Source organism: Aphanizomenon sp. UHCC 0183, assembly GCF_009712065.1.
GTDB classification, from domain to species: Bacteria; Cyanobacteriota; Cyanobacteriia; order Cyanobacteriales; family Nostocaceae; genus Dolichospermum; species Dolichospermum heterosporum.
In genome coordinates, this window is record NZ_VILC01000004.1 from 120,967 (window position 1) to 127,791 (window position 6,825).

Sequence of the window (6,825 nt, forward strand, 5' to 3'; positions counted from 1 at the left end):
CTTACAAGGGGAGAGGGGGGTAACAATGTGAGTCAGATCCCCGACTTCTCTAAGAAGTCGGGGATCTGGGTTAAATCCAAATCTTTTATATAATTAATTTTCCTTGCCTACCTATTATGTATTTCGTTCTAAAAACTTACCAATATCCCCATTATATAAATGAACTATAGAAACAATCATTTGTTTAACTTTCAACGGATTATTATTACAGAGATTACATAAATCATCCTTTTCTTGATCAGTTCCCCATAGTGGTTGTGATTCTATCAGAGACAAGGCTATTTCTGAGGAATTAGACAACTTTAAACAACGTACTGATGATAGCCAATATTCTAAAAAAGTGAATTCTGGATATTGTTCTCGACTGGTGAAAATCACACAACTTTGATGATAGGTTTCAGCAATTATTTTGATAAATTGCATATATTTTAGATGATCAATATCTACATGATCCAAAATAATCAGACAACGATGGGTACGCAAATAATAGATAATTTGATTGATATTGAGTTTGTTTTCTTTGTGATGGGAGAATAAAGATAGCAAGTCAGTCATCATACCATCAAAACATGGAACTGTCGGTACTGAACGCCAAAAAACGTAATCAAATTGATTCTGAATTTGTTTTGCAAGTTGAGTAGCTAAAGTTGTTTTCCCAACTCCACCTATACCGAATAATCCTAGTAAGCGACAACCATCTTGTAAAATCCATGACTGCAATTGTGTCAGTTCTTGGCTATATCCGTAAAATGCTGAAATATCAATTGCAGTTCCCCAGTCTGGGAATTGATTTAAATTTGGTTTTTTTTTTGCGTATTTGTGCGTATGCGGGGGGGGTAAATATTACTTCAGCACTGGTAGTAATTTCTTGCCAATCCAGATTTAATCGCCGACATAGTTCTTCAAAGGTTGCATAACTAACAGGTTTACCAGTCAGGAAGTTGCTAATTGTAGCTAAGGACAAGCCAGTATCATTAGCTAAGGCTCTTTGGTTGGGGTAGCCATTGCGTGTTAGTGCTATATTAACTTTTTTAATACAGTCATGACTTACTTTTAGTGACTTTGACATTTACCTAGTCGCAGCAATAATCCAGTCTTTCAGGAAGATTTGGCTAAATTTAAGATGTTATGGGTGATATCTTCTCATGATCAGTGCGCCATGAAAATCTATCTTTAGATAGATGACAATGGTTGTTTTGTTTTTTTGGGGTCAAAATTAGCTCTGAACTCAGATGAAGTCAGATTAAGTCAGTGTTTCTCAGTACGGAAGTCAGTACAGGGTTGGGTAGACTCAAAAAATTAACTGTTCCACTACAAATTAATACAGGGTTATTTTCATGGCAGAATCTACCAAAACCGTTATTTTTATAGACCCCAACCTTGCAGACTGGCAGGATCTAGTTAATGGTGTCGAACCTGGCTCACTCGTGTTTATTCTTGACCCCCAACGGGATGGCATTAGCCAAATTACTAATAAATTAGCAGCACTGACAGATATTAATAGTGTTCAGATTATTTCTCACGGTGGAGATGGGAGTTTGCAGCTTGGTTCAACTCAGTTGAACTCAGACAACCTCAATGGTTATAGTTCACAATTGCAGCAGTGGGGTAAATCTCTCACCGCTACAGGAGACATTCTGCTGTATGGTTGTGATGTAGCTCAGGGTGTGGTAGGTAAAGCTTTTGTCCAGCAAATAAGTCAGTTGACTGGGGCTGATGTAGCTGCATCTGATGACTTGACTGGTAGTGCTGCCTTGGGTGGAGACTGGCTGTTAGAATATGCCACTGGATTAATTGAAGCGCCTCTGGCTTTGCAGGTTCAGGCAATGGAGGCTTATACTGCTGTTTTACCAATATTTAGAGTCACCAACAATAACGACTGGGGTGAAGGTTCTTTGCGTCAAGCCATCATTGATGCGGGTAATGCGGCTGGAGTAGATACCATTGATCTCACCAGCGTCAGTGGCACAATTAATCTCAACAGTTCTCTGGGAAATCTGAATACAGGCAACGATATCAATTTTGTTGATGATGGTAACACCACCATTAGTGGTAAAAATGCCTATCAAATTCTTAATGTTTATGGTGCTAATGTTACTTTCTCCAAACTGACCTTTGCTAATGGTTATGCCAAAGGAGGCGATGGTGATAATGGTGGTGGCGGTGGTTTAGGTGCTGGGGGAGCGCTATTTATTAATGCAGGAAATGTCACCCTTAATAATGTGACTTTTAGCGGTAACAGGGCAGTCGGCGGTAATGCCAATAGTAATAAGGCTGGTGATGGTGGTGGTCTTGCCTCTAATGGCTCAGGTGGAGGCAGTGGTGGCGGATTGAATTCTACTACCAGTGGCGGATCAGGCGGTGGTGGTGGTATTTACGATTATGATACTGGCAGGCCTGGTGGAAATGGTGGTGCAGGTGGCTTTGGTGGAGGTGGCGGCGGCGGCGGCGGCGGCGGCGGTGCTTATGAAGGCGGTTTTTTCTATGATCCTAGCGATAGTGGTGGAAATGGTGGAAATGGTGGTGCAGGTGGCTTTGGTGGAGGCGGCGGCGGCGGCGGCGGCGGCGGTCAGGATTATGATTATTGGGATGGTCCTGAAAATGGGAGCGGTGGATCTGGTGGAGTCGGAGGTCAATTTGGTGGAAATGGAACCGTTGGGTCAGGTGGTGACAGTAGATCAGGAAGTCGTGGCAGCGGTGGTGCTGGTTTAGGCGGTGCGATTTTCGTCAACTCTGGTGCGAGTTTAACCCTACTAAATAGCATTTTTACTAGCAATTCAGTTGCAGGTGGTACTGGTGCAAATAATGGTCAGGGTGTTGCTGCAAATATTTTTGTCAATGGAGGTACAGCCCAATCCATTGGCACAAACTATGACAATACCGCCGGAACAATCAATGCTGAACCCTTCCCCACTTCCTATGACTATCAAGGCTCTATCTATCGCCTCAGTACCCCTGGAACATGGCACCAAGCTCAAGCACAGGCACAGAGTTTAGGGGGAAATCTTGTCACCATTAACAATCAAGCCGAGCAAGATTGGTTAGTCACTACCTTTGATGGTACTGAACGACTGTGGACAGGTTTGACAGATGAGGTGACAGAAGGCCAGTTCAAATGGGCAAGTGGTGAAACCTCTACTTACACTAATTGGTATCCAGGTGAACCAAATGATGGGGGCGGGAATGAAGATTATGTGGGGATGAATTACAATGCTGCTGGTAAATGGAATGATTTTTCCAGTACCAGTTCTTTAAGAGGCATTGTTGAAAACAAATTTTTTGAGTATAACGGCAGTAGATATCTCCTAACTGGTCCAGGTAAATGGGAACAAGCTCAAGCACAGGCAAATAGTTTAGGGGGAAATCTTGTCACTATCAATAATCAAGCCGAGCAAGATTGGTTAGTCACTACCTTTGGTGGCACTGAACCCCTGTGGACTGGGTTGACAGATAAAGTCACACAAGGCCAGTTCAAATGGGCAAGTGGTGAAACCTCTACTTACACTAACTGGCTGCCGGGTGAACCAAATGGTAATAATGGACAGGAAGATTATGTGGGGATGAATTACGGTGCTGCTGGTAAATGGAATGATTACCCCAGTACCTATTCTCTAAGAGGCATTGTTGAAATCAACCAGTATGGTGCAGTGGGGGGTAATCCTGAATCTCAGTTTTTCAATGTAGCTAAACCCACATTTAACATCAGTGTTTTGGGAGGGGCAGGGGCTGATATTTTTCAACTCGGATCTTACCGTAACTTAACCACATCCCAAAAGGTTTCTGGTGGTCAAGGTTCAGACCTGTTTAACATTTCTGTTGAGGCTTTATCAGGGATCGTAGGGCTAGATTTCAATGCAGGTAAACTCAAGGATTTGGCTAACGTTATCGTGTATCGTGATCCAGCAATTTCTCAACAGCGTAAGGACGTGGAATATGGCTTCGCTAGTGCAAAGCTTGGAGTTCAATTGGTAGCTACGGCTACAAAGACTGCATTATCATATTTTGAAGTGGTCGGCGATATAGGCAAAGGAGCTATTGATGCTGCATCGGCAACTCTTCAATACAGCCTTGAGCTTGGAAAAATTGAAGCACTTAGCTCTATTGCCCGACAAGAATACAATGATAAATTAGCTTCAATTGGTAATTTCTTTGACGGGCAAGGAGCAAATGGTTGGGGAACAGTTGACACAACCCAAAGCCGTTCCTTGGTCGAGATTCTAGATTTTGAACCAGGGATGGATACCATAACTTTACCGAAGCTAACGGGCAATCAAAGCTACGAATTTAACACTGTATCTGCGAATGGGAGAAATGCAATAGATGTTAAGTTCAAAGACCAAACCACTAATACCTTAATATCTTTTCTAAGAGTTTTTATCAATCCAAATCTTGAAGCCGCTGTAAATGGACAAGATATTAGTGTAGAGCAGTTTCTTCGCAACTTACTCGTTTCCAATGCTGCAAATAGCGCCATCGGTACAACCCTGAATGAATCTAGTAAAGTTGCAGTAGGTGGAGCCAGCTATACGGGTACGATCGCTGGTGACTACATTTATGTTTCCCAAACTAACGCCACTATCGGTGCTGTTAAAATCTATGGACTGGCGGGAAATGATATTCTAGCGGGACGCATAAACGGCATCAACGAAATCTATGGTGGAGAAGGGAATGATTTGATTGTACCCGGTGGGGTAAATGACGTTATTGATGGTGGTACAGGATATGACCAAGTTAATTATTCACAGAATGGGGTAGGAATTTCTATCACCAGTAGTAACAGTCCCAGCTTCAAAAACGTTGAATCAGTCATAGGTACTGTCTACAACGATACTATTAATTTCAGTGACTTACAAGTTGCCCCAGAGGAAGGATTACCCATAACTTTAGAGGGTAGGGCAGGAAATGACAATCTTGTAGGCAGTAAATATCGGGATGTCCTAAATGGCGAAGATGGCAATGATACCTTAATTGGTGGTGCGGGTAGCGATATCCTCAAAGGTGGTGCGGGTGATGATATTCTTAACCCAGGTTATAGCCAATACTCCACTGATACAGTTGATGGTGGCGATGGTAATGACCTACTGCAAGTAGATTATACCAGCAAAACAGATGGTGCTGGTATTCATTTAGGACTTCTAGATACAAATCATATCTGGAATCGTGTTAATGGTCAGATTCTAGTCAATGTCTCTAATGTAGAAAACTATAATATCACTGGCACACAATATGATGACGTTTTTGAGGGACGTTCAGGTAATGATACCTTCAATGGTGGCGCTGGTAATGATATTCTCAATGGTGGTACAGGTAATGATATTCTCAATGGTGGTACAGGTAATGATATTCTCAATGGTGGCGCTGGTAGCGATACTTTAACCGGAGGACTGGGAACAGACTATTTTGACTACCGCAACTTAGCTGATTCCGTCTTCAATACCTTGGATGTTATTACTGACTTCAATGCTAATGCTGGTAATGATTTATTCCTTGTTTCCACTGCACGCACCGGATTCTTTAATGCGGGAACTGTTGCAACACTTGATACAACTGGAATTGCAGCCAAGTTAACCACCGCTAATTTTGCAGCTAATTTTGCTGCTCAATTCACCTTTGATAATCGTACCTTTGTAGCTATTAATGATGCTACAGCAGGGTTTAGTGACAATACCGATGCCATCATTGAGGTAACAGGATTAACTGGGACTCTGGGACTCAATAAGTTTACAACTACTAGCGTCACCCCAGATAATGTTTTCTTCTTTAACGGCTCTATCTATCGCCTCACTACCGCTGAAACATGGCAACAAGCTCAATCACAGGCACAGAGTTTAGGGGGAAATCTTGTCACCGTCAACAATCAAGCCGAGCAAGATTGGTTAGTCACTACCTTTGGTGGTACTGAACCTCTGTGGACTGGTTTGACAGATAAGGATATAGCTGGACAATACAAATGGGCAAGCGGTGAAACTTCTACTTACACTAATTGGTATCCAGGTGAACCATCTAGTAGTGCAGACCATGTTCAAGATTATGTGTATATTAATTATAAGCAGCCTGGCAAGTGGGATGATTTAGGTAATGAACTTCAACTCAGAGGCATCATTGAAATCGTTTTACCCACCATTACCCTAGCGGTATCACCCAGCAGTGTGACTGAAAATGGTACAGCCAACCTAGTTTATACCTTCACCCGCACAGGTGCGACAACTAACATCTTAACCATTAACTACGGCATTACAGGTACAGCCGACAGTACAGACTATACAGGAGCAACACCAGGAACAGGAAAAACCATCACCTTTGCGGCGGGTGCAAGTACAGCCACTCTCACTATTGACCCCACAGCAGATACCACCGTTGAAAGTAATGAAACTGTGGCTTTAACTTTAGCTTCAGGAACAGGTTACACCGTTGGTACAACCACAGCCGTCACGGGAACTATTACCAATAATGAGGTCAATTTTGGTAATATTTATACGGCTCACACAGACTTAACTCTAGCGCAAGGATGGAATAGCTTTGATAAATACCCACGCCAGTTAGCAGATGTGAATGGTGATGGACGTGCTGATATTATTGCCTTTGGTTATGATCATGTCTTTGTCTCTATTGGAAAAGCTGACGGCACTTTTGCACCTAAAATTACAGCCCTGAACAATAATTTTTCTTACGCAACGGGGTGGACTAGTTTCGATCAATATCCACGCCAGGTAGCAGATGTCAATGGTGATGGTTATGCTGATATTGTCGGTTTTGCTTCTAACGGAGTATCAGTGGCTCTGGGTAATCAAAATGGTGTCTTTGGTACTCCAAAAACAGCCCTTC

3 protein-coding genes are annotated in these 6,825 nt (G+C 42.6%); 1 reads left to right on the forward strand and 2 read right to left on the reverse strand.

What is annotated here, in order from left to right:
- Positions 1 to 114: 114 nt before the first annotated feature.
- Positions 115 to 765: an NB-ARC domain-containing protein gene (locus FJR37_RS02385; RefSeq protein WP_371416086.1), complete on the reverse strand. Its 651-nt coding sequence runs from the start codon at positions 763 to 765 to the stop codon at positions 115 to 117.
- The gene (locus tag FJR37_RS02390; protein ID WP_168465189.1) at positions 761 to 1,069 is read right to left on the reverse strand and encodes a helix-turn-helix transcriptional regulator; all 309 of its coding nucleotides are present in this window, start codon (positions 1,067 to 1,069) and stop codon (positions 761 to 763) included. Before FJR37_RS02390 ends, FJR37_RS02385 begins: the two co-directional genes overlap by 5 nt.
- 268 nt (positions 1,070 to 1,337) lie before the next feature.
- On the opposite strand from FJR37_RS02390, the gene FJR37_RS26740 reads away from it, so the two are divergent.
- On the forward strand, positions 1,338 to 6,825 hold a 5,488-nt coding region (locus FJR37_RS26740; RefSeq protein WP_168465190.1), incomplete at its 3' end, for a DUF4347 domain-containing protein.

Coding starts and splice junctions, on each gene's coding strand:
- FJR37_RS02390 (WP_168465189.1), bottom strand. CDS start 1,069: ATGTCAAAGTCACTAAAAGTAAGTCATGACTGTATTAAAAAAGTTAAT.